The sequence below is a fragment of the Rhodococcus sp. WAY2 genome, from assembly GCF_009859915.1.
In the GTDB taxonomy this organism is placed as follows: Bacteria; Actinomycetota; Actinomycetes; order Mycobacteriales; family Mycobacteriaceae; genus Rhodococcus_F; species Rhodococcus_F oxybenzonivorans.
Window position 1 is genome coordinate 3644096 of the sequence record NZ_CP046572.1, and the last position, 19220, is coordinate 3663315.

At 64.9% G+C, this 19220-nt stretch carries 18 protein-coding genes and 1 pseudogene; 11 read left to right on the forward strand and 8 right to left on the reverse strand.

Annotated elements, in window-relative coordinates; all coding sequences use genetic code 11:
* Position 1: 1 nt before the first annotated feature.
* Entirely contained in the window at positions 2-1618 is a 1617-nt protein-coding gene (locus tag GFS60_RS16705; protein WP_159922845.1) for a glycosyltransferase family 87 protein, read from the forward strand.
* Here the strand turns inward: GFS60_RS16705 and GFS60_RS16710 are convergent.
* Positions 1615-1902 carry a CD225/dispanin family protein gene (locus GFS60_RS16710; RefSeq protein WP_159922847.1) on the reverse strand — a complete coding sequence of 96 codons (288 nt, stop codon included), beginning with the start codon at positions 1900-1902 and terminating at the stop codon, positions 1615-1617. The two genes, GFS60_RS16705 and GFS60_RS16710, sit on opposite strands and share 4 nt — an antisense overlap.
* A 111-nt stretch (positions 1903-2013) precedes the next feature.
* Positions 2014-4308 (reverse strand): ATP-binding protein, encoded by a 2295-nt coding sequence (locus GFS60_RS16715; RefSeq protein ID WP_159922849.1) that lies wholly within the window; start codon positions 4306-4308, stop codon positions 2014-2016.
* A 222-nt stretch (positions 4309-4530) separates the two neighbouring features.
* Between GFS60_RS16715 and GFS60_RS16720 the strand changes: the two genes are divergently transcribed.
* Together GFS60_RS16720 and GFS60_RS16725 are read left to right on the forward strand one after the other, a co-directional pair.
* Positions 4531-6171: a flavin-containing monooxygenase gene (locus GFS60_RS16720; RefSeq protein WP_159922851.1), complete on the forward strand. Its 1641-nt coding sequence runs from the start codon at positions 4531-4533 to the stop codon at positions 6169-6171.
* Between the two features lie 44 nt (positions 6172-6215).
* Positions 6216-7160, forward strand: coding sequence for an alpha/beta hydrolase (locus GFS60_RS16725; RefSeq protein WP_159922853.1), 945 nt, complete (start codon positions 6216-6218; stop codon positions 7158-7160).
* 11 nt (positions 7161-7171) lie between these two features.
* Here the strand turns inward: GFS60_RS16725 and GFS60_RS16730 are convergent, their stop codons facing one another.
* The 4 genes from GFS60_RS16730 to GFS60_RS16745 are packed head-to-tail and all read right to left on the reverse strand — an operon-like array spanning position 7172 to position 9713.
* Positions 7172-7756, reverse strand: coding sequence for a GNAT family N-acetyltransferase (locus GFS60_RS16730; RefSeq protein WP_159922855.1), 585 nt, complete (start codon positions 7754-7756; stop codon positions 7172-7174).
* On the reverse strand, positions 7753-9111 hold the full coding sequence (locus GFS60_RS16735) for a glycosyltransferase family 87 protein (protein ID WP_159922857.1): 1359 nt from the start codon (positions 9109-9111) through the stop codon (positions 7753-7755). Before GFS60_RS16735 ends, GFS60_RS16730 begins: the two co-directional genes overlap by 4 nt.
* A 48-nt stretch (positions 9112-9159) precedes the next feature.
* Entirely contained in the window at positions 9160-9489 is a 330-nt protein-coding gene (locus GFS60_RS16740; protein WP_159922859.1) for a DUF3140 domain-containing protein, read from the reverse strand.
* 2 nt (positions 9490-9491) lie between these two features.
* On the reverse strand, positions 9492-9713 hold the full coding sequence (locus tag GFS60_RS16745) for a DUF2945 domain-containing protein (protein WP_159922861.1): 222 nt from the start codon (positions 9711-9713) through the stop codon (positions 9492-9494).
* Positions 9714-9894: 181 nt separating this feature from the next.
* Between GFS60_RS16745 and rpsF the strand changes: the two genes are divergently transcribed.
* From rpsF to GFS60_RS16775, 6 genes are all read left to right on the forward strand, one after another.
* A complete protein-coding gene (rpsF, locus tag GFS60_RS16750) occupies positions 9895-10182 on the forward strand; it encodes a 30S ribosomal protein S6 (RefSeq protein ID WP_005249677.1) in 288 nt (95 codons plus the stop codon).
* A gap of 65 nt (positions 10183-10247) precedes the next feature.
* Positions 10248-10769, forward strand: coding sequence for a single-stranded DNA-binding protein (locus GFS60_RS16755; protein WP_109334607.1), 522 nt, complete (start codon positions 10248-10250; stop codon positions 10767-10769).
* A 38-nt stretch (positions 10770-10807) separates the two neighbouring features.
* Positions 10808-11050 carry a 30S ribosomal protein S18 gene (gene rpsR, locus GFS60_RS16760; protein WP_109334606.1) on the forward strand — a complete coding sequence of 81 codons (243 nt, stop codon included), beginning with the start codon at positions 10808-10810 and terminating at the stop codon, positions 11048-11050.
* A gap of 17 nt (positions 11051-11067) precedes the next feature.
* Entirely contained in the window at positions 11068-11523 is a 456-nt protein-coding gene (rplI, locus tag GFS60_RS16765; protein ID WP_109334605.1) for a 50S ribosomal protein L9, read from the forward strand.
* A gap of 555 nt (positions 11524-12078) precedes the next feature.
* Positions 12079-14283, forward strand: a complete 2205-nt coding sequence (gene dnaB / locus GFS60_RS16770) for a replicative DNA helicase (protein ID WP_159922863.1) — start codon at positions 12079-12081, stop codon at positions 14281-14283.
* Positions 14284-14558: 275 nt separating this feature from the next.
* A complete protein-coding gene (locus GFS60_RS16775) occupies positions 14559-16019 on the forward strand; it encodes a glyceraldehyde-3-phosphate dehydrogenase (RefSeq protein ID WP_159922865.1) in 1461 nt (486 codons plus the stop codon).
* On the opposite strand, the pseudogene GFS60_RS16780 reads toward GFS60_RS16775, so the two are convergent.
* Positions 15977-16629, reverse strand: a pseudogene (locus GFS60_RS16780) (fatty acid desaturase family protein); the annotation flags it as partial. The gene GFS60_RS16775 and the pseudogene GFS60_RS16780 sit on opposite strands and share 43 nt — an antisense overlap.
* Positions 16630-16835: 206 nt before the next feature.
* Positions 16836-17300, reverse strand: coding sequence for a hypothetical protein (locus GFS60_RS16785; protein WP_159922867.1), 465 nt, complete (start codon positions 17298-17300; stop codon positions 16836-16838).
* Positions 17301-17414: 114 nt separating this feature from the next.
* Here GFS60_RS16785 and GFS60_RS16790 point away from each other — a divergent pair, with 114 nt between their 5' ends.
* Both GFS60_RS16790 and GFS60_RS16795 read left to right on the forward strand, forming a co-directional pair.
* Positions 17415-18134: a TetR/AcrR family transcriptional regulator C-terminal domain-containing protein gene (locus GFS60_RS16790; RefSeq protein WP_159922869.1), complete on the forward strand. Its 720-nt coding sequence runs from the start codon at positions 17415-17417 to the stop codon at positions 18132-18134.
* A gap of 261 nt (positions 18135-18395) precedes the next feature.
* Positions 18396-18839: a MerR family transcriptional regulator gene (locus tag GFS60_RS16795; RefSeq protein ID WP_236603170.1), complete on the forward strand. Its 444-nt coding sequence runs from the start codon at positions 18396-18398 to the stop codon at positions 18837-18839.
* Positions 18840-19220: the final 381 nt, after the last annotated feature.

Here is a 19220-nt window from a genome sequence, read left to right on the forward strand (position 1 = left end):
AGTGGCCGAAAACCCGAACGCGCACGTCGTCCGAGACGCGGGCGAGGCGGAATTCGTCTCGCCCGCACCAGTGGCGGAGGATCAGCGTTCGGCGGACTGGCGGGATGTTCCCGGCCGCACCGACCCGCTGGTGTCGGAGCTGTCCGGGGTGATCGGTGGCCCGGTGGGTCGGCACGCGGTGGTGGGGCGCAATCGGTTCTTCACGCCGATGCGGGCGATCCTGTTGTTGGCGGTCGTTTTTCTCGCGCTAGGCTGGTTCGCCAAGGCGCCCTGTATCCAGCAGGCTCCGGTGGGCGCGAACGGTGCGCTGGGTCTCGACTGGAGCGGTAGCCGGCAATATGTCGCGATGTGTTACTCCGACACCGTGCCGCTGTATGGGGCCGAACGGCTGAACGAGGGCGCCTTCCCCTACAAGAAGTGGTGGGAGGAAGACGCCGGCAACGGCCAGATGCAGCGCCGCTACATGGAGTACCCGGTGGTGTCGGGTCTGTATCAGTACGGCGCCATGGCGGTGGCCAAGGCGTGGGACGCCGTCCACTGGCTACCGGGCGCCCTGCAGGTCGCCATCTATTTCAATGTGGTGGCGCTCGGGCTGGCCGCGGCGTGGCTCGTCACCGTCTGGGCCAGTGCGCTTCTGGCCGGTCGCCGTGTCTGGGACGCCGCGCTGGTGGCCGGTTCACCGCTCGTGATCGTCCATGCGTTCACCAATTTCGACCCGCTGGCAACAGCTTTCGCTACCGGTGGCCTGCTTGCGTGGTCGCGGAAACGTCCCGTGCTCGCCGGTGTCCTGCTCGGCCTCGGCGGCGCGGCCAAACTGTATCCGCTGCTGCTCCTCGGACCACTGCTGGTGTTGTGCGTGCGCACCGGCAAGACGCGGTACTGGTCGATGACCGCGTTGACCGCGATAAGCACGTGGCTCGCCGTCAATCTGCCTATCGCCCTGCTCTTCCCGCGCGGGTGGGCCGAATTCTTCAGACTCAATTCCGAACGCGGCGCCGACCCCGACTCGCTGTACAACGTCGTCACTTCGTTTACTGGGTGGACCGGTTTCGACGGCGTTCTCCCGGTAGGGCAGGCACCCACCATCCTCAACGCGGTGTCGTTCGTGCTGTTCGCTCTGGTCTGTGTGGGCGTGGGTTATGTCGCGCTCACCGCCCCGCAGCGTCCCCGGCTGACCCAGCTGTGCTTTCTGCTGGTCGCCGGTTTCCTTCTCACCAACAAGGTGTGGAGTCCGCAGTATTCGCTGTGGCTCGTCCCGTTGGCTGTGCTCGCCCTGCCGCACCGTCGAATTCTTCTCGCGTGGATGACCGTCGACGCCCTGGTGTGGGTGCCCCGCATGATGTACTACCTCGGCGTCTCCAACAAAGGTCTTCCCGAGCAATGGTTCACCTCCGCGGTGGTGGTTCGTGATGTCGCGGTGGTTGCACTGTGCGTTCTGATCATCCGTCAGATCTACCGGCCCGACGAGGACCTCGTGCGGTACGGGTTCATCGACGACCCCTCGGGTGGGGTACTCGATCAGGCACCGGACGCACAGCCGCGCTGGTTGCCGGTCTGGTTGCGGCCGCGAGCGTCGAAAAATGCACCAGCCCAGGAAACCTGGACGACGAGCGGCTAGGGGTTCGCGAGCACGTACGCGGCGCCGACGAGGAACACGGCGATAGAGACGCCGAGCGAAATGGCTCTGATCGACCACTGGCGGGCGTCGGCGGCGGCCCGCACCGAACGGTCGTACTCCCCCTGCTCCCACAGTCGGTGGACGGAGAGCGCGCGGAGTAGAGCGACGATGCCGAACGGAACGAAGGCGACCACCGCCAGGATTGCAAGTGGCAGACTGCTTGCGGGCGGCGGCGCCAGCGGGCCGTCGAAGTCTGCCGAGGTGTCCTGATGCTGCGCCGTCATGCATGCCTCCCCGTGGTTAAGCCCACCACCGTGGGCGCCGTCGTGGAGTATAGACCCGCCGAGATGTCTGGACGTACACCACCTTTCGAGCAGATGGTGGTTACGTTCCGGCTATCCGCCGGCCTGCCCGATGCGTGGGTGTGCACGGGCCGCGACCCAGGCCGCGACCTGGGTGCGCGAGCTGACGGCAAGCTTGTCGAGGATGTGTTCGACGTGGCCGTCGACGGTACGCCGTGAGATCACCAGTGCGTCGGCTATCTGACGATTGCTGAGCCCTTCGGCGAGGAGTTCGGCGATCTGCTGCTCCCGACGGGTCAGCGGTGAGGCTTCCGCGGGTGGCGTCGGCGCTGCGTCCGGCCTGGTACCGAGGGCCAGGTCGACGGCCTGATCGATGGTCAGCCCGACCGCGGGTGCCGCGAGCCGGGCGAACTCGTCCGCTCCGATTGTGCGAGCTGCCTTGTGCTCCGAAGTCAGTGAGTCCTCGGTGATGTGCGGACCGAACGCCACGACGGACGTGCCGAGCCGGCGCCACACCCCCTTTGCCGCACCGCTGAGTGTGGCTGCTGCGCCGGCATCCCCGCTGGACGCCGCCACCCACGACAGCAGCTCGATGGACAGGGCTGTGCAGATTTTGTCCTTGAAGTCGTGCTGAATGCGCAATGCCTGCTCGGCCGCCTCGACGGCGTCATCGTGGCGGCCGAGGTGGAAGTACGCGACGCTCGACACCCACAGGGCGTAGGCCTTGTTCCACTTCTCACCGTGTGCGTCCGCTACCGCGATCACCTCACCGCACGTCCGGAGGGCACTGTCGAGCTGACCGTCGTAGGTTTGAGCCATGCCCAGTTCGAACGATGCGGTCAGCACGGACGCGAGATCGCCCACCGAGCGGTGAACGGCGATGGCGTCATGGAACAGGCGGATGGCATCTGCGGGTTTGCCGGAGAACACGGCATGAATGCCGCGCCAGTGGTCGGCGTGTGCCCGCAGCCGATCGTCGCCCAGTGCGGTCGCGAGATCGGTGCACTCGTCGAGGTGTGCGAGGGCAGCGTCATGATCACCCTGGATGAGGGCGGTCCAGGCGGTCACCCAGAGCACATCCCCCCGCTCGCGGGTGGGCGCGGTGAGGTGCTGGAGGATCCGTTCGAGTCGGGTCCGGCCGTCCGACAGGTAGCCGCCCGCGATCCAGTGGTAGCGCAGCGCGACGGCCAGCCGCGCCGCGGCGGCCCGCAGCGAAGCGTCCCGAAGCGACCAGTCGAGTGCCGCGACGAAATTGGGGTGATCGATGCGGAGTCCGGCGAGTATCTCGGATTGTCCTGGCCCACACCAGTGGATCGACGAACGGTCGGCTCGCGTCGAGTAGTGCTCGAGATGGCGGTGAAATAAATTCTCGCTGTCGCCACTCTTTTCGAGAAGTTCATGACCGTATTCACGCACGGTCATCAACTGCGAGTAGCGCAGCTGCTCGGTCGTACGGTCGACGGCGACAAGGCATTTGCCGATGAGCCGGTCGAGGACGTCGATGACCGGGGTGTCCGACAGATCTCCGAATCCGCAGATTGCCTCCGCGGCATCGAGATCGAAACTACCCGAGAAGACGGAGAGCCGCGCCCACAGCAACCGCTCGGTGTCGGAACAGAGTTCGAAACTCCAGTCGATGAGGGCGCGCAGCGTTTGCTGCCGGGGCATCGCCCCCCGGTCGCCGCCGGTGAGGAGTGCGAACCTCTTGTCGAGGCGTTCGACGAGCTGGGACGGCGACAGCGACCGCAACCGCGCCGCGGCGAGTTCGATCGCGAGCGGGATGCCGTCGAGCCGGTTGCACAGCTGGGCGACGGCACGGGCGTTGATGTCGGTGAGTTGGAAGTCGGCGACCACGCTTTGCGCGCGTTCCACGAGTAGCGACACCGACTCGAAGTGCGCGATGTCGGCGGCCCGGCAGTCTTCGATCTCCCCTGGGGTGCTCAGGGGCGGAAGCATATAGACGTACTCACCGGCGATGGAGAGTGGTTCGCGGCTCGTCGTGACGATTCGTACCTCCGGCGCCGCCGCGAGGACTGTGCTCACCAATTCGGCTGCAGCGGACAGCAGGTGTTCGCAGTTGTCGAGAACGATCAGCATGTGCCGCGACTGCACGTGATCGATCACCTTGTCCATGACCGCTCGGCTCGACTGGTCGGTCACTCCGAGGGCGACGGCCGCGGCGGACGGCACGGCCTCGGGCTGCCGCACGGAAGCGAGATCGATCCACCGCACGGAGTCGCGGAAGGCGCGGGCGGACCGCACGGCAAGCTCCTCGGCCAACCGTGTCTTACCGACGCCGCCGACACCCAGGAGCGATACGAGCCGAGATTGCTGTAGGCGTGCGCGGGCTTCCTCGATCTCGCGTCGTCGACCGATGAAGCTGGTCATCGATCTCTTCAGTTCTCTGCTGCGGGTCAGTGGATGCCTCCCATCCCGGAGTGACCAGGTGTGGGACGAACCTACCCCGCGGTGATGTGACGGCCAACACAGGTAACGAAGGGGGTGTTTTACCCCGTGTGGGGGTGATGTGACGTGGGCCATTGTCGTTGCATACCCCGGTTACCCGCTCGAGTCCCGCCGGGACCGCACGTCTACGAGGAGCCCATCACCATGTCACAGCCCATTTCTTCTCCCGATGTCGACGTCGTTGTCGTGGGTGCCGGGTTCGCCGGCCTCTACGCGCTCCACAAGCTGCGCGACACGATGCAGCTGTCGACCCGCGTCTTCGAGGCCGGCTCCGACGTCGGCGGCACCTGGTTCTGGAATCGGTACCCGGGTGCGCGCTGCGACATCGAGAGCATCCACTACTCCTACTCGTTCGACGAGGACCTCCAGCAGGAGTGGCAGTGGAGTGAGAAATTCGCCGGCCAGCCGGAGATTCTCCGCTACCTCGAGCATGTCGCGGACCGCTTCGATCTACGCAAGGACATCACCTTCGGCACGCGGGTGGTCGGTGTCCACTGGGACGACGAGAACTCGCTGTGGACCGTGCACACCGACACCGGCGAGATAGTGCGGAGCCGCTACTTCATTTCCGGGGCCGGCAACCTGTCCGTGCCGAAGACGCCGGAGTTCGGCGGCATCGACAGCTTCCGCGGGGAGGTGCTGATGACCGGTAACTGGCCGCACGAGGGCGCTGACTTCACCGGCAAGCGGGTCGCGGTGATCGGTACCGGAGCCAGTGGCATCCAGGCGATCCCGTTCATTGCTCAGGAGGCAGCCGAACTGACGGTCTTCCAGCGCACACCCAACTTTGCGACACCTCTCGGCAACGGCCCGAGCGACTCGGACGAAGTCGCCGAGATCAAACGCAACTACGGCAAGGTGCGGAACGCGGCCCGCAACCACTTCCTCGGCGTGCCCTTCGATCAGGTCCAGCCGTCGGCGCTCGCCGTCGACGCGGAAGAACGGCGCCGCACATTCGACGCTCGCTGGAACGCCGGCGGTTTCCGGCTGTTCATCGACTCCTATCAGGACATCCTGTTCGACAAGAAGGCCAACGACACGATCGCCGATTACATTCGCGACCGGATCCGCGAGCGCGTCCAGGACTCCGATAAGGCCGCCAAGCTGGCACCGACCGGATACTCGTACGGCACCAAACGCCCTCCCCTGGAGACCAACTACTACGAGGCGTTCAACCGGGACACCGTGAACATCGTCGACGTGAAGACCACGCCGATCGACGAGATCACCGCTACCGGTGTGCGGGTGGGTGACCGCGTCTACGAGGTGGACACGATCGTTCTGGCGACCGGATTCGACGCGATGACCGGTCCCCTCATGGCCATGGACATCCGCGGTCGGGGTGGCCTGCCGTTGGCCCAGAAGTGGGAGCACGGCCCCACGACCTATCTCGGCATCATGGTCCACGAGTTCCCGAACCTGTTCCTCATCACCGGCCCGCAGTCGCCGTCGGTGCTCTACAACATGCCGCTCGCCATCGAGGACCACGTCGACTTCGCTACCGATGCGATCGATTACCTCAAGCAGCGTGGGCTCGATGTCATCGAGCCCACCGGAGAAGCCGAAAAGTCCTGGGGCGCACTGACCAATGACATCGCCAATCAGACCCTGCTGCCGGAGACGAACTCGTGGTACATGGGTGCGAATATTCCCGGTAAGCCGAGGGCGTGCATGGTCTACCTCGGCGGAGCTCCTGCTTATCGCGCCACCTGCGCGGAGGTCGTCGCCGACGGCTATGCGGGTTTCACTCTCACCCGCATCGATTCACCCGTCACCGTTTCCTGAACCGAACCACCGATCCCGAACACCATCACACAGAGGAGAGTCGCATGGCACTCGACGCCAACGCAGCAGAACTGATCGCCGGACTACGAGCACAAGGTATGAAGCCATTTGCGGAGATGTCCGTGGAGGAGGCCCGCGCAGTCGTGTCGACTTTCACGGGACTGCAGGCGCCACCCGAACCGGTCGACCGCGTCGAAGACGCGCACTACGACAGCGCCGGAACAACACTGCCGCTGCGGGTTTACGTCCCCACCGGGCCGTCGCCACACCCCGTCGTTCTCTACTTCCACGGCGGTGGGTTCGTCGCCGGTGACCTCGATGTCATCGACGAACCGGCGCGCGCCGTCGCGAACGGCACCGGCGCGATCGTGGTAGCCGCCACCTACCGCCGCGCACCGGAGCATCGCTTCCCCGCCGCTGCCGACGACGCATCTGCGGCACTGCGCTGGGTGTCCGACAATGTGGAAGGCTACGGCGGTGACCCCGGCAACGTCATCGTGATGGGTGACAGCGCGGGCGGGAACCTGGCCGCAGTCACCGCGCTGCGGGCCCGTGACGAAGACGGCCCCCGGGTGCGAGGCCAGGTTCTCGTCTACCCCGTGATCGATCCGCACGCGACACTGCCCTCACGTGAGGAGTTTGCCGAGGGCTACGTCATTTCCGCCGGTGACCTCGACTGGTTCTGGAGTCACTACCTGTCGTCGCCGGACGACGCCGGCAATCCGTACGCCGTGCCCAGTCGTGCCGCCAGTCTGTCTGGGCTGCCACCGGCGCTCGTGCTCACCACTGAGAACGAGGTGGCCCGTGACGAGGCCGAAGAATACGCCGGTCTCCTGCGGAACGCGGGCGTCGACACCGAGGTCATCCGGTTCGACGGACTTGTCCACGGAGCCTTCTGGATGTCCGGTGCTGTTCCGCGTAGTAGCGAAATGCGGTCGGCAGTAATCGAATTCGTCAGGAAGATCTCGTCCGCCGCGCCCGTGGTGTGATCACCGCAGCGTCAGCCCTCGACTCTCGCCTGGAGTCGGGGGCACACGCGTGGCCAGTCGTCGTCGGTCATGGAGAACAGTGCCGTGTTGCGCCAGGAACCGTCACGCCGTCTTCGATGTTTACGCAGTATGCCTTCGAACTCGGCGCCCAACTTCGCGATGGCACCGCGGGAGTGGGCGTTGCGTTCGTCGGTGTGCCATTCCACGCGCACCGCGCCGAGGTCCTCGAAGGCGCGGCGAAGCAAGAGCAGCTTCGAGTCCGCGTTGATCAGCGTTCCCTGCGCGGATCGCGACAGCCAGGTGTGCCCGATCGCGAGACAACGGTTCCGCGGATCGATCAGGTAGTAGGAGGTGGACCCGACGAGGATGCCGGTGGCCAGGTCGATCTGTGCGTAGGCGAGTCGCGTCGGGTCTTCGTTCGCGGTTCGGACGAATGTCGCTGCATCCTTCCGGTCGGAGATGTCCACCGAGGTCCAGTGAAAGATTCGCGGGTCGTCGACGGCCGTGAGCAGCGCGTCGACGTGGTCGTCGCACAGTGGCTCGAGACGGACGTGGGTTCCGGTCAGGGTGGGCCGGGCAAACCAGGACTCGCTCATCTGGCGGGCTCCGGTGACTTGGTGAGGGCGAGTTCGGCGTCGTCGTCCGGGTGCGTGGTCGGCGAGGTCCGTCGGAGGGGCGCCCGGAGGAACACGAAGAACAGCACCACCAGTAACCCGGCCCGTCCCCACACGCCGAATTGCACCAGCCACTCGAAGGTGTGCGGGTCCTCCCCCGCGGCCAGCGCACCGAAGTACTTGAAAACGCCGATACCCATCGCCAGGTCGGCCACCAGATAGGCCGCCACCAGTCCCCACGGCACCCGCAGCAGCACGAAGAACGGGATGAGCCACAGTGTGTACTGCGGGGAATGCACCTTGTGCAGCAACAGGAATCCACACAGCATGGCGGCGCTGACCGCGATCCACGGGAAGGTGCCGTTCCGCAGGAACCGCAGCCAGCCCAGACGCAGGGCGAGCGCGAAGGCAGCGCAGACGAGAAGCGGCGACAGGAGACCGACCGTCTGGTCGTAGGCAGGCACGGGGGTGTCGAGGCCGATCGTGCCGAAGTGTGGCCGCAGACCCCAATACCAGATGGAGTTGGTGGTCATGTCGGCCTGACGGTTCTCCTGGAAGGTGAACGACGCCCGCCAGCCGCTGTAGGAGATGAGGGCGAACGGCAGATTGACGGCGACCACCGTGCCGATCGCGGCGGCCGCGACCGTGAAGGCGCCCCGGACGTCGTACCGGCGGTCCGCCGTGCGGTTCTGGGTGAGGACATACGCAATGAGGGGAAGGACGAACGCGCCGGGGTACAGCTTCAGGCAGAACCCCACGGCAAGGAGGACCGCGGCGACCACCGCGCGGGAGCGGAGGGGGAAACGCTCGATGCTCATCACGAAGATGGCGGCCACCGATGTGGCCACAACCGGAAGTTCCCAGTTGTGGAATGCGTAGAGCGTGAGCGGCGGGGTGGCCGACCACAGCAGTGCCCACCAACCACCGAGACGACCCAGCATCCAGGCGGTGAGCAGACCGAACGGTGCGAGGATCAGGGCCGAATGCAGAAGGAAATCGGCGTCGGTGTGCGAACCGATTCCGCCCAGCCACATGAGGATCCCGCTGAGAACCGGATACTCCACGGTGCCGCCGGTCAGCATGCCGTCGGCATTGATTCCCCCGCTGACATACGGGAAGACGTGCAGGTTGATGTCGCGCCCGACCCACAGGAACTGGATGTCGGAGTAGCAGACCTGGGTGTCCTTGATGCGGTCGAAGATCAGGCTGCGGCCCGCGGCGTCGAACGGCGCCCCCGTGCACCGGGCTTTGTTCAGGTATCCGGCGAGCATGGACAGGCCACACAACCCGACGACGACCGCCGTGATCGACGTTCCCTGCCGAGCTCCGATGTGCATGAATCCACACTAGGGCGCGCCGGGCCCCCTGTGCGACGACAAACCGGGTCACTCCTTCAGCGGATCGTGGCCCCAGTTCATCAGCGAGTAGCGCCAGTGGGTGTCCCGGACGTCACCGGACGGTCTCTGCGCGAGGTGCCGGTGCACGTATCCGACGACCTTGCGCATGTGCTCGTAGTCGGGCTGCTCGAGGTCGGCCCTCTTCGTCCGGGTCACCTCGACGATCCGCCGGCCGCTGGCGTGCCCGGTCGACTCGCCGCCGCCCGATTTCTGGCCGACGGATTTCGCCTCCTCCGTCTCGAGCCACTTCTCGAGTTCGCCCGGGGTCATGTTGACGGCGTCGCGGAATTCCTTCCACGTTTCCTCGTCGTCCGCCATCGTCAGTCGTCCTTCCGGTCGAGTGCATCCGGCTTGTGGACGGCGTCCTTCCCTCTCTTGTCGCTGCGCACCCGGTACTGCGGGTCGTCCTCGGAGGCGCGCACCGTCCGTCCGGCGGCTTCGGTATCCTCCGTGATCTTCTCCTCGACCTTGCCGGACGTGGTGGTGCCGTGCGTTTTCCACTCGACCTCGTCGCCCTTGTCGAACTTCTTGTCCGATGTCATGCGTGCCTCCCGTTGTCGACGTTCCCGCCTGATACCCCGTCGCGACCGCTGCCACACCTGCGCTCTGATTTCGCTGGTCAGGGGCTCGTCATGTAGCCTGCAAAGGTTGCTGACGCAACGACCCTCCTGCCACGGACAGCCCGTGGCCGTTTCACTAGTCCATAGGAGGTGATGAGGTCTTATGCGTCATTACGAATTGATGGTCATCCTTGACCCCAGCCTGGACGAGCGCACTGTCGCTCCTTCGCTGGATACGTTCCTCAATGTTGTTCGCCAGGACGGCGGCAAAATCGACAAGGTCGATGTCTGGGGTAAGCGTCGTCTCGCCTACGAGATCCTGAAGCACAGCGAAGGCATCTACGCGGTGATCGATATCAGCGCTACTCCCGCCACCGTTGCGGAGCTCGACCGTCAGCTGGGTCTGAACGAGTCGGTGCTGCGTACGAAGGTTCTGCGCCACAACAAGTGATTTCTGTCGGCCACCAGCCCTAGGCTCGTGACCAACCGAACTCCACATTCTGCAGGAGGAACCATATGGCAGGCGACACCGTCATCACCGTCATCGGAAACTTGACGGCTGATCCGGAGCTTCGATTCACCCCCGCGGGTGCCGCGGTCGCGAACTTCACCGTTGCGTCCACGCCCCGCACCTTCGACCGTCAGACCAATGAATGGAAAGACGGCGAAGCGCTGTTTCTGCGTTGCAACATCTGGCGCGAAGCAGCCGAGAACGTGGCGGAGAGCTTGACCCGCGGCTCGCGAGTAATCGTGAGTGGCCGGCTCAAGCAGCGCTCCTACGAAACTCGTGAAGGTGAAAAGCGCACTGTCGTCGAGCTCGAGGTCGACGAGATCGGCCCCTCGCTGAAGTACGCCACGGCCAAGGTCAACAAGGCCAACCGTGGTGGCGGCGGCGGTGGTGGCTTCGGTTCCTCCGGCGGTTCAGGCGGCGGACGTCCGCAATCCAACACTGGCGGAGACGATCCGTGGGGTAGTGCGCCGCAGGCGTCCGGCTCCTTCGGAGGCTCTGGCGGTGGGAGCGACGAGCCCCCGTTCTGATCCGTACCTGATCGGAACATCCAGAAAAGAGCGAACAAATGCCGAAGCCGCCCTTGCGCGACAAGGTAATGAAGAAGAAGGTCTGCGCTTTCTGCAAAGAAAAGAACACGCAGATCAACTACAAGGACACGACGCTTCTGCGTAAGTACGTCAGCGACCGCGGCAAGATCCGCGCGCGCCGTGTCACCGGCAACTGCGTCCAGCACCAGCGCGACGTTGCCATTGCCGTCAAGAACTCACGTGAGGTGGCGTTGCTGCCTTACGCCACCGTGGCTCGCTAAGGAAAGGGAGGGAAGACATGAAGCTCATCCTCACCGCTGACGTGGACAACCTCGGTGCGCCTGGCGACACCGTCGAGGTCAAGGACGGCTACGGCCGTAACTACCTGCTGCCCCGCGGCCTGGCGATCGTTGCCAGCCGTGGCGCCGAGAAGCAGGTCGAGGGCATCCGTCGTGCTCAGGAAGCTCGCGCTGTGCGTGGCCTCGACCATGCCAAGGAGCTCAAGGCTGCCATCGAAGGTCTCGAGAACGTGTCGCTGACGGTCAAGACCGCCGGTGACTCGGGCAAGCTGTTCGGCTCGGTCACCGCGGCTGATGTCGCCGGTGCCATCAAGGCCGCAGGCGGACCCGTCGTCGACAAGCGCAGCCTCGAGCTGCCGAAGGCTCACATCAAGGCGACCGGCAAGCATGCCATCGTCGTGAACCTGCACCCCGACGTGGTTGCCAAGTTCCACCTGAACGTCGTCGCCGCCTAGTCGACTCGTTCGCTGCACGGGCCCCCGCGCGCTTAGGCGTGTGGGGGCCCGCGTCTGTCCATGCGGATTTCTCGGACATCTTGGGTCGTGAAACTGCGCGGGGCCATGCATTCCACGGTGTGTCTGGAAGTTAGCCGCGCATTCTGCGTCGAGTGACCTGGATCATACGCGTGCGCGGTGGAGACGAACTCAACACGCCCGACTCGTCGACGCGAGAGACACGCCGAACGGGTTTTCATCCACAGTGGGGAAAGCGTGAAAAACGGCACTGATCTGTGGGTATGGGAATGTGGTGGGTACTTATCCTCAGGTTATCCCCATGGGGTTAACAAACGTACCCAGCGGTTTCCACATTTTGTCCCCAGCTGTGTACACAGGCTGGTTTGTACACGGCTTGGCTAATCCCTAACGTCGTCCCGGCGTGTCTCACGATTCCGGAGCCGGCTCTCGCGAAGAGCCTGCGAAGGTTGTCGGTAGGGCCGAGTACAAAAGGTTCGTGCACCACGGGGACTGCAGTTTCCGAGCGGCGCAACAGTGATGGGGAAGGTCGGTCGAGTGGCTGTAGTAGACGATCGGGGCCGTTCCGAATACCCGGGGCCGCCCGACGCGGAACCCGGTGAAGAGTTCGGTCGCCAGCCACCTCAGGACATGGCGGCGGAGCAGTCGGTCCTCGGCGGCATGCTACTCAGCAAGGACGCCATCGCCGACGTGCTCGAGGTGCTTCGTCCCGGCGACTTCTACCGTCCCGCCCATCAGTCCGTGTACGACGCGATCCTCGACCTCTACAGCCGCGGTGAGCCCGCCGACCCCGTGACGGTGTCGGCGGAACTGGACCGTCGTGGTGAGCTCCGCCGGGTGGGTGGTGCTTCCTACCTGGTGACATTGACCCAGACCGTGCCCACGGCTGCTAACGCCGGTTACTACGCCGAGATCGTCGCCGAGAAAGCCATCCTGCGGCGCCTCGTCGATGCCGGCACCCGCATCGTCCAGTACGGCTACACCGGCGCCGACGGGCAGGACGTCGCCGAGGTCGTCGACCGCGCACAGGCCGAGATCTTCGAGGTCACCGAACGCCGCACCACCGAGGACTTCGTCCCCCTCGAGGAACTCCTGCAGCCCACGATGGACGAGATCGACTCCATCGCCAGCCGCGGCGGCATCTCCCTGGGCGTGCCCACCGGCTTCGTCGAACTCGACGAAATCACCAACGGCCTACACCCAGGACAGATGATCATCGTCGCAGCGCGGCCCGGTGTGGGTAAGGCGCTGGCGCTCGACACTCCCCTGCCTACCCCCACCGGCTGGACCACCATGGGCGACGTCCGAGTGGGCGATCACCTCATCGACGCCGACGGCAAGCCCACCCGGGTCGTCGCCGCCACCGAGGTCATGAACGACCGCCCCTGCTACGAGGTGGAGTTCTCCGACGGAACCGTCCTCGTCGCCGACGAGCAGCATCAGTGGCTGACGGACATCGACGGGCATAGCGCTGTCCGGACCACCGGTGAGATCGCCGACTCGATCGGCGCCCGTCATCACGTGGCAAATACTGGCGCGTTGCAGTTCGCTTCGTCGAATGTGCCTGTCGGCCCGTACGCATTGGGGGCCTCGCTGACGGTCGGCGCCACCGTTGATCCCGAGCTGCGCGTCGGTGTGGCCGATCTCGTCGTTCAGGCCGAGAACAAGAGGATCCCGGCGGAACTGCTCCGCGGCTCCGAGTCCGAACGCCGCGAATTGCTGGCCGGGATGCTCGACACCGCCGCGTCCGTCGCGGCAGACGGCGAAATTCGTCTCGATACCCGCGACCCATCGCTGTCGGACGATGTCGCCGAACTCGTCGTCGGTCTGGGATACGACTGCCACCGCGCGGAAAGTGGCGTCGCCTTCTACGCTGACGATGACGTGTTCCAGGTGCACCGGAAGGCCCTCCGCCACAAGCAATTCCGTGGTGATGTGCACCGATCGCGGCGCATCGTCGATGTGCGCAAGGTCGACAGCGTTCCCGTGCGCTGCGTCGAGGTAGACAACGCCGATCATCTGTACCTCGCCGGTCGTTCGATGATTCCCACGCACAACTCCACGCTCGGCATGGACTTCCTGCGTTCGTGCTCGGTCAAGCACGGCATGGCCAGCGTTATGTTCTCGCTCGAGATGAGCAAGACCGAGATCGTCATGCGTCTGCTGTCGGCGGAGGCGAAGATCAAGCTCGGTGACATGCGTTCCGGCAAGATGACGGACGACGACTGGACGAAGCTCGCCCGGCGCATGAGCGAGATCAGTGAGGCGCCGCTTTTCATCGACGACTCGCCCAACCTCACCATGATGGAGATCCGCGCAAAAGCCCGGCGGCTCAAGCAGAAGCACGACATCAAGCTCATCGTCATCGACTACCTGCAGCTAATGAGTTCCGGCAAGAAGGTCGAATCCCGTCAGCAGGAAGTCTCCGAATTCTCCCGTAGCCTGAAGCTTCTGGCGAAGGAACTCGAGGTTCCGGTGGTGGCGATCTGCCAGCTCAACCGTGGCCCCGAACAGCGCCAGGACAAGCGTCCTCAGGTGGCCGACCTTCGTGAATCCGGCTCCCTCGAGCAGGACGCCGACATGGTGATCCTGCTCTACCGTCCCGACGCCACCGAACGCGACGACCCCCGCGGCGGCGAAGCCGACCTGATCCTCGGCAAACACCGTAACGGCCCCACCGCCACCATCACCGTGGCGCACCAGCTCCACCTGTCCAAGTTCGTGGACATGGCGCGGGGGTAGTTTTGCGATAGTGCCAGCAGCTTGCCTGCTTGCTGCCGCGCCCCTCTCTCGTCCTGTACTCGGCCTTTTGCCTGGCCGGATGCTCGTCCCGCCGGACGCTTCGGCGACCGGCTTGTCGGCCCGAAGAAACGCTTCCTTATGATGAGGCGTCGGGCGCGCCGGTGTCCGCGAGTCACGAAACCGGCTCCGGTGATCCAGGTCACTGCTGGTGGAAGGGTGTGCGCTCGCCGGCATCCGATCCAAGGACACATGAGCCGGGAAGGCAGACAAGCGCAGTGAGCACAGTGGAACTGGCCCAGTGGAACTCCGAGGAAGCTCTCGCGGAGGCGATGATCCCGATCATCGGCGGCCTGCACCGCAGACGCTCGGTGACGATCTTGCTTCACAGCCGCTCCCTGGTGAACAAGTCGGTCATCAGTATTCTGCGGACCCATCGTTTCGCCCGGCAGATCAGCGGCGACGAACTGTCCGTCGAGGAGACGTTCCCCTTCCTCGAAGCGCTGACTCACCTCGACCTTCGGCCCTCGAAGGTCGATCTCGGACTGCTGGTGATGGCCTATCGCGCCAACGGTGACGGAGCAACGGTCCCGGAGTTCGTTGCACGGAGCCTCGCCGACCTGGTCGGCGGCGCCCACACGAGTCCCGCGCAGCCGCAGGACGTGGTCCTGTACGGATTCGGGCGTATCGGTCGCCTCGTCGCTCGACTGCTCATCGAGAAGGCCGGTTCGGGCAACGGGCTGAACCTGCGTGCCGTGGTGGTCCGCAAGGGTGGCAGCGACGATCTGATCAAGCGCGCATCGTTGCTGCGCCGTGACTCCGTCCACGGGCAGTTCAACGGCACGATCAAGGTCGACACCGACAAAAACACGTTGATCGCCAACGGCAACGTCATCAAGTTCATTTACAGCAACGACCCGGAGAGCCTCGACTACACCGAGCATGGCATCGACAACGCCATCCTGATCGACAACACCGGAATCTGGCGCGACCGCGACGGCCTGTCGAAGCACCTCCGCCCCGGTGTCGCGAAGGTGGTGCTCACCGCTCCCGGCAAGGGAGACGTCCCGAACATCGTGCATGGCGTCAATCACCGCGACCTCGACCCGAACGAGCAGATCGTGTCGTGCGCGTCCTGCACCACCAATGCCATCGTCCCGCCGCTGAAGACCATGGACGACGAATTCGGTGTGTCCCGAGGACACGTCGAGACCGTGCACTCGTTCACCAACGACCAGAACCTCCTGGACAACTACCACAAGGCCGACCGTCGTGGTCGTTCGGCGCCGTTCAACCTCGTGCTCACGGAGACCGGAGCCGCGTCGGCGGTCGCCAAGGCGCTCCCCGAGCTGAAGGCGAAGATCACCGGCAACTCGATCCGCGTTCCCACTCCGGACGTGTCCGTCGCGATCCTCCACCTTCAGCTGGGTCGTGAGACCACCCGGGAGGAGGTGCTCGCGCATCTCAGCCAAGAGTCGCTCACCGGAGCGCTGAGCCGGAACCTCGACTACACCGCTGCAACCGATGCCGTGTCCAGCGACTTCATCGGTTCGCGCGCCGCGTGCATCGTCGACGCGAACGCGACGATCGTCGACGGCGACACTGCCATCCTCTACGTCTGGTATGACAACGAGTTCGGATACTCGTGCCAGGTGGTGCGCACTGTCCAGTACCTGTCCGGTGTGGAGTACCCCATCTACCCCGCGGTCGACGCCGCTGATGCGGTGTCCGTGGTCTGACCGGCGGCACCGTAGGTTCGCGGCGCCCGGGCTGAGCAGTGGCTGCTCTCCCGGGCGTTGCGACGGTTCGTGCGTAGGGTTCGTAGTGCTGTGCGTAGCCCGATGCGCGTAGCCGGAGTCGCCGCGACCGGCACATGCACGGCGCGGAATTTCACTTCGGAGGCCGTCTCGGGGGCGTCGTCGGCGGTCGCACGCAGAAACCGGTCGGACAGTGCGAGTTTGTGGATGGTGCGCAGCGTCAGCAGATACTGCCGACCGAGGGATCAGTGGTGTACGACAGGTCGTATTTCTTGCACAATGCGTGCACCTTGGTGGAGATTTCTGCGTAGCGGTTACTGGGCAGGTCGGGGAACAAATGATGCTCGATCTGGTAGCACAAGTTGCCGCTGAGAAACGCCATCACCGGGCCGGCACGGAAGTTGGCCGCGCCGAGCATCTGCCGCAGATACCACTCCGGCCGTGTCTCGTTCTCGAGTTCCGTGACGGTGAACTTTTCGGCGCCGTCCGGGAAGTGCCCGCAGAAGATCACTACGTACGCCCACACGTTCCGCAGCAGTTTCGCGGTCAGGTTCGCTGTGAGCGTTCGTCGCCATCGGCGTAAGGGCGGGAAAGAGTAAGTTGCGGCCGAAGGGCCGATCAACTCGGCTTCGAGGCTGCGGTCGTGGCTGGCTCTGCCAAACACCTTCTTCACCGAACCCTTCGTGGCCTCGGCAGAATGAGAATGCTACTTACCGATGCTCATGACCGGTGTCTCTTTTCTGGTGTTTCGCCTGGCTCGGACATGTCGGGCACAGCGATCGCGGTGCCATCCCCTGCTTAAGGAGTGACGCCGTGGTTGGTGGCGACTCTATCCGAGCGGTGGCCGAACGGGTGACGCCAGTCACGTCGCCCGTCTCGCTGGACACGGGGAGTTGGACTGTGCGCGGTCGTGTCGACTGTCGCCGGGTCCGCGGCGGCCACGTCGCGCTGCTCGGCTAGGCGGTCCCGGTCCTGATAGGCATCGGCTGTTTCGCGGCGAGAATCCTTCAGGTCGTGGCGGGCGAGGCGGCCGCGACGGGAAGTCCGCCGAGCGCCGGCTAGAAGCAGGCTCAGTCCGAGCAGGCCGACCGCGCCGACGACGATGCCGTAGAGAAACAGGGTTCCGGTGGACCCGGTGACGTGGTAACCGAACACCGCGAAATCGTCGGTCAGGGCGTGCGCGTCGCCGCTGTTGATCAACACGCCCGCGAGCCCGATTATCACGGCGGCGAGCAGAATGACGAGTCCGAAGATAATGATCATGGCGGCCTCCCGGGCCTACGTTGTAGTACCTAGTCAACGCTGAAGCACGCGGGTTGTCAACGGTGTAGACCTACGCGTTAGGCCTACAGTAGAGGGGAACGAGAGGAATCTGTGATGGCGAAGGTGCCCGCTCGTCGCACGGCCGACCCCGAGGCCGACGATTCTGGAAGTGGTTTGCTGACCAGGGAGCTGATTCTTTCGTGCGCGCTGGCTATTATCGACCGCGACGGCATCGAGGGACTCACGATGCGACGCCTCGGCAAGGCTCTCGGCCGGGATCCGATGATCTTGTACCGGCATGCGCCGAACAAGTCCGCTCTCCTCGATGGCATCGTTGAGATTGTTCTCGAGCAACTCGTCGTCGATACCGCGGACGGTGACTGGGTGACTCAGCTACGCGCCGTCGCCCGGAGCTTCCGCCGCCTCGCGCTCGATCATCCCCACGTCGTCCCGTTACTGGTCACGCGGCCTCTGGCGACGCCCCTCGGGCTGCGGCCCCTGGGAACTCTGCGTCCACTCGAAGACGTCCTCACGCTGCTTACCCGCGCCGGCCTCAACGGTGCCGACGCCCTGCACGTCTACCGGGCCTTGTTCGGCTTCCTTCACGGTCACGTCCTCAACGAACTACAGGAACTCGTCGAACGGCCCGAGGAAACCGACGATCTGCTTCGCCTGGGACTGCATCGGTTACCGATCGGCGAGTTCCCGCTCCTGCGCGGTCTCGCGCCGGTTCTGGCCTCCTACGACGGCGCCGCCGAGTTCGAACGTGGTCTCGACATCCTTTTCTCCGGCCTGACCGCAACGTTGACCTCGACAGTTCAACCTTCCGTGTGAGCTAAGGCTGAAAGCGTCTGAATACTGGTCGATCGACTCCAAAATATCTGTAGCGGCGACTGTAGACATTGGGGCGTCGCCGTTGTAATGTTCCTGTCGTTGCAAGGAGAGAGTTCACGGGGTGCGGGAGAGAATGAACTGCCCGCAGAGCAGTACCGCAAGAAACGGCCGTGACGGGGCAAGCGTTATGTAGGTGTGTGAGGCCCCGGCACCTCCGGCCTGCAGTCGAGCAGCACGATGAGCCCGACTGCGGAAAGTGCAGTGAATAAGGAAGTGAAAACCGCTCCGGCCCCCGGTGCCTCACGGCGCCGGGGGCCCTGTCCGTCCGAAAGGTGTTATCCCATTCCGGAAGATTCCCCCGACCGCGGCCCGGCAGGGGACAAGCTCGACGACGAGGACTACCCGGCCTACAGCATGGGCCGCGCCGCCGAGATCCTTGGCGTGACGCAAGCCTTCCTCCGCAGCCTCGACGCCGCGAAATTGCTCGCCCCTGGACGCTCGGAGGGCGGCCATTGCCGCTACTCCCGATACCAGCTCCGCCTCGCCGCCCGAGCTCGCGAACTAATCGACCAGGGCACCGCACTCGAGTCCGCGTGCCGCATCATCATCCTCGAGGACCAACTCGCCGAGGCCCGCCGCATTAACACCGAACTCCAGCACAGCCACCGCCCGTCGATGGGCGGACCCGGCCGCGCATCCGGCTGAAACACTTACCGAGCGTTGCCGAACGCCTGACACGATGCGGCCAGGCCGGCTCTTGGCTGAACCGACGAGGCCTGGACACGACCGGTACTCCGGGATACCGGGCACGTCTGAAAAGTTAGTACCCCAGCGGGCGGCGCCCGACACTGCCCAGGCGGGACCGATCGAGTTGAGGTCGATGGACCAATCATGGGCTCGATCCCGAGGGTGAACCGGGATTTCTAGGTCCACGACGTAAGAAGCACAGTGACGGCGCAGACAGCGACAAGACCGGGCTGTGGGGGTCCTGGGTCTCGGGGGGTTGCTGGGTCTCGCCGGGCTCGAGCGTCGAAACGAGCCGACCGCGCGCACCGGCGTCGCGACCGACCCGACCCGCCGCCCCTG

Excerpts from the sequence above, each read along its gene's own strand:
- rpsR (WP_109334606.1), top strand. The coding sequence starts at position 10,808 with ATGCCGAAGCCGCCCTTGCGCGACAAGGTAATGAAGAAGAAGGTCTGC.
- GFS60_RS16735 (WP_159922857.1), bottom strand. The coding sequence starts at position 9,111 with ATGCACATCGGAGCTCGGCAGGGAACGTCGATCACGGCGGTCGTCGTC.
- rpsF (WP_005249677.1), top strand. The coding sequence starts at position 9,895 with ATGCGTCATTACGAATTGATGGTCATCCTTGACCCCAGCCTGGACGAG.
- GFS60_RS16740 (WP_159922859.1), bottom strand. The coding sequence starts at position 9,489 with ATGGCGGACGACGAGGAAACGTGGAAGGAATTCCGCGACGCCGTCAAC.
- GFS60_RS16785 (WP_159922867.1), bottom strand. The coding sequence starts at position 17,300 with ATGATCATTATCTTCGGACTCGTCATTCTGCTCGCCGCCGTGATAATC.
- rplI (WP_109334605.1), top strand. The coding sequence starts at position 11,068 with ATGAAGCTCATCCTCACCGCTGACGTGGACAACCTCGGTGCGCCTGGC.
- GFS60_RS16720 (WP_159922851.1), top strand. The coding sequence starts at position 4,531 with ATGTCACAGCCCATTTCTTCTCCCGATGTCGACGTCGTTGTCGTGGGT.
- GFS60_RS16710 (WP_159922847.1), bottom strand. The coding sequence starts at position 1,902 with ATGACGGCGCAGCATCAGGACACCTCGGCAGACTTCGACGGCCCGCTG.
- GFS60_RS16730 (WP_159922855.1), bottom strand. The coding sequence starts at position 7,756 with ATGAGCGAGTCCTGGTTTGCCCGGCCCACCCTGACCGGAACCCACGTC.
- GFS60_RS16715 (WP_159922849.1), bottom strand. The coding sequence starts at position 4,308 with ATGACCAGCTTCATCGGTCGACGACGCGAGATCGAGGAAGCCCGCGCA.
- GFS60_RS16755 (WP_109334607.1), top strand. The coding sequence starts at position 10,248 with ATGGCAGGCGACACCGTCATCACCGTCATCGGAAACTTGACGGCTGAT.
- GFS60_RS16790 (WP_159922869.1), top strand. The coding sequence starts at position 17,415 with ATGGCGAAGGTGCCCGCTCGTCGCACGGCCGACCCCGAGGCCGACGAT.
- GFS60_RS16745 (WP_159922861.1), bottom strand. The coding sequence starts at position 9,713 with ATGACATCGGACAAGAAGTTCGACAAGGGCGACGAGGTCGAGTGGAAA.
- GFS60_RS16725 (WP_159922853.1), top strand. The coding sequence starts at position 6,216 with ATGGCACTCGACGCCAACGCAGCAGAACTGATCGCCGGACTACGAGCA.